The organism is Nocardioides pocheonensis (assembly GCF_003725535.1).
Taxonomy (GTDB): domain Bacteria; phylum Actinomycetota; class Actinomycetes; order Propionibacteriales; family Nocardioidaceae; genus Marmoricola; species Marmoricola pocheonensis.
Genome location: NZ_RJSF01000031.1, coordinates 1 through 2,569, shown reverse-complemented (window position 1 = coordinate 2,569; position 2,569 = coordinate 1). Strand labels below are relative to the sequence as shown.

At 69.2% G+C, this 2,569-nt stretch carries 2 protein-coding genes; both read right to left on the bottom strand.

Features of this window, described 5'->3' with window-relative positions; translation table 11 throughout:
* Window positions 1-66: 66 nt before the first annotated feature.
* The gene (gene istB, locus EFL26_RS08980; RefSeq protein ID WP_246000104.1) at window positions 67-846 is read right to left on the bottom strand and encodes an IS21-like element helper ATPase IstB; all 780 of its coding nucleotides are present in this window, start codon (window positions 844-846) and stop codon (window positions 67-69) included.
* Window positions 843-2,402, bottom strand: a complete 1,560-nt coding sequence (gene istA, locus EFL26_RS08975; RefSeq protein WP_123222565.1) for an IS21 family transposase — start codon at window positions 2,400-2,402, stop codon at window positions 843-845. Before istA ends, istB begins: the two co-directional genes overlap by 4 nt.
* Window positions 2,403-2,569 lie beyond the last annotated feature (167 nt).

Genomic DNA, 2,569 nt, shown 5'->3' with positions numbered 1-2,569 from the left:
TGTCAATGGCCAGGTTGCGGTCCCCGCTGGTGGCCAACTGAAAGTCCCCCACCCTTCGCGGTGAGTTCAGTTGGTCTTGAGTCGTGTTGCTCCCTTCGCTCGGGCCTGTCTCATTCGGTAGGAGTCGCCGTCGGTGACCACGGTGTGGCAGTGGTGCAGGAGCCGGTCGAGCATGCTGACCGCGGTGGTGTGCTCGGGCAGGAACCGTCCCCAGGATTCGAAGGGCCAGTGCGAGGCGATCCCGAGCGAGCGGCGCTCGTAGGCGGCCGCGACAAACCGGAACAGCAGCTGTGCTCCGGTGTCGTCCAGGGGTGCGAACCCGAGCTCGTCGACGATGACGAGCTCGTTGCGCAGCAGGTTCTCGATGACCTTTCCGACCGAGTTGTCGGCAAGCCCTCGGTAGAGGGTCTCGACCAGTTCGGCGGCGGTGAAGTATCGGACCCGGCGTCCTGCTTCGACGGCGGCGATCCCCAGCGCGATCAGGGTGTGGGACTTCCCGGTGCCGGCAGGTCCGATCATGCACACGTTCTCGGCCGCGCGGATCCACTCCAGGGACGCGAGGTAGTCGAAGGTGGCGGGCGGGATGGAGGACGCGGCGACGTCGAACTCCTCGAGGGTCTTGGTGACCGGGAAACTGGCCTGCCGCATTCGGGTCCGGACGTTGGATGCGTCACGGGCAGTGATCTCGGCCTCGACCAGGGTGCGGAGGAACTCCTCGGGATTCCACCGTTGGGTCTTCGCCGTCAGGAGCAGCTCGGGCGCCAGGCGGCGCATCGCGGCCATCTTCAACCGCTTCAATCCCTCGTTCAGGTCCGCTGGCAGCGGCGGCGGGGTCGTGGCGGTCACGACACCTCACCGCCATCGATCGTCGGGTCGATGCGGCCATCGATCCGGTAGGCGTCCAGCGACCTGGTCGGCACCGACGGCAACGTCAGCACCACCCCGGTGTCGAAGGCCTGCCCGGCCGAGGTGGGGCGGGGGGCGTGGCCGTTGGTGGCCAGGATCGACCGGACGTCGGCGGCCCGCCACCGACCGAACGCCACGGCACGCTCCAGGGCCGTGAGCAGCGCGTCGTGGCCGTGGGCGGCACCCAGGGTGAGGATCTCGGCGATCTCGCTGCCCAGCTTGGTCACCCCGGCCGCGGCGGCGCCAACCAGGAACTGCTCGGCGACCGGCCCCAGGGCGAGGAACTCCCGCTCGGCCGGCGTCCGTGGCCGGGCGGCCCGGCGCGGGGTGTCGGGACGCGGGCGGTCGTAGTGCGCGTCGACGATGCTGATCTCGCCCGGCGCCACCAGCGCATGCTCGGCGTGAACCTCGCCGGTGACTGGCTCGATGACCCGCAACACCCGGGCGCGCTCCTCGACCAGCACCGTCACCGTGGTGCCGATGAGCCGGTTCGGGACCGAGTAGCGGGCCGACCCGAACCGGATGCAGGAGAGCTTGTCGACCTTCCGGCTGATCGGTTTCGGGCCCACCTCCAGCCGCAGCGACGGCAGCTCACCGAGCAACCCATGCTCGGCGACCAGTCGCTCGGCCGGGACCGCGTGGATCTCCGAATGCACCCTCGCGTTGACCTCCTCGCACCAGGCCGCGGCCCGGACGTTGAGTCCCGCGATGCCCTCAGCCCAAGGATCTTGATCGAGCTCGAGCGGGACCAGAAGGTCGTCCTTGGCATACCCGACCAAGTTCTCCACGATGCCCTTGGACTCCGGGTCCGCGGCATGGCAGAAGTCGGGCCGGAACCGGTAGTGGGTCGCGAACCGGACGTAATCCGGGGAGGGCACCACCACGTTCGCGACGACCCCGCCCTTCAAACAGGCCATCCGGTCGGCCAGCACGACCTTCGGCACGCCGCCGAGGACCTCGAAGCACTCGGCCAACAAGCCCAGCGTGGTCGCCTGCTGCTCATCGGCAGCGAAGCGGACGAACCGGAACCGCGACCACGCGAGCACCGCGCAGAACACGTGCACCCGCCGGCCAGCGACCACCTCAGTGCCCCAATCGATGGCCAGGACCTCGCCCGGCGACCAGATCGCCGGACGACGCCCACCGGCCCGGACCAGACCCCGCCGCCAGTCACTCTTGGCCTGGGCAACCAGGCGCCGGAAGTTGCGGTCCGATCCCGCATACCCAGCCGCGCGTGCGGCCGGGAGCAGTCGCTTCGCGCTGATCCGACCCGACGTCGCCTTGATCTTCTCCGCGACCAGGTCGGCGACCTGCTCGTAGTTGCGCGCCCGCGGCTCCCGCACCGCCGGCGCTTCGCCGCTGCTGGCGGCCTCGTGGGCCTCGATGATCCGCTTCACGGTCTTGTGGGTCGTGCCGCAGATCGCGGCAGCCCCTCGGTAGGTGCCTACGTCTCGGTAGGCGGCAATCACGTCCATCCGTTCCTTCGCGTTCTTCAATGGAAGCCCCTGCGTGGTGCTCGGTGACTGGTTGGCACCGCCACCGTCACCACGCAGGGCCTTCACCGTCGGCTACGACACGACGCGAAGGGTGGGGACTTCTATCTGGCCACCAGTGGGGACCTCGACCTGGCCACCAGTGGGGACTTTTTCATGGCCACGGACAC